General features: G+C 68.0%; 1 protein-coding gene. It reads left to right on the forward strand.

Annotated elements, in window-relative coordinates:
* Positions 1-153: 153 nt before the first annotated feature.
* The coding region (locus tag KVP70_RS33205) for a hypothetical protein (protein ID WP_217946707.1) at positions 154-482 on the forward strand (329 nt) is incomplete at its 3' end.

A 482-nucleotide genomic window follows, 5' to 3' on the forward strand; every position in this document is an offset into this window, starting at 1 on the left:
GTAATATTGTCGATATGAGCGCGCTGCGCGGCGTCGGAGCTTCTTGGGTTCTCGGGTATGTGCTGTCTACCGGCAGCGCCACAGGGGCGCGCACCATCTCTCTATCCGGGACGGCGCCGCCGGCCTGTTTTATGCGGGCGCGCCGTGCGCATCGTGCGCGACGAACAGCAGCCGTTCGCCGCTGTCGACCTGCGGCGCCAGCGCCAGCCGGTGTTGCCGCCGGTGCCGGAACTCAAGCGCGGCCGCCAGTTCCTGGTCGGCTACGTCGGCGTGATGGCCTTCCGCACCCGCCAGGAGCAGGTCGGACGCGCCGCGCTGGCCGCCGGCCGCGACCTGCTGATGGCGATGATCGAAGATCAGCCCTACGACCTGGCCGCCACCGTCTTCCTTGCTGCGCATTTCGCGCGTCTCTTTGCGGTCGGGATCGTACAGGCGGGTCGCTTGCACCACCTTGCCGCCGTCTTCGATCAACTCGATCTGGC

The sequence above is a fragment of the Duganella violaceipulchra genome (assembly GCF_019166075.1).
Classification (GTDB): Bacteria; Pseudomonadota; Gammaproteobacteria; order Burkholderiales; family Burkholderiaceae_D; genus Rugamonas; species Rugamonas violaceipulchra.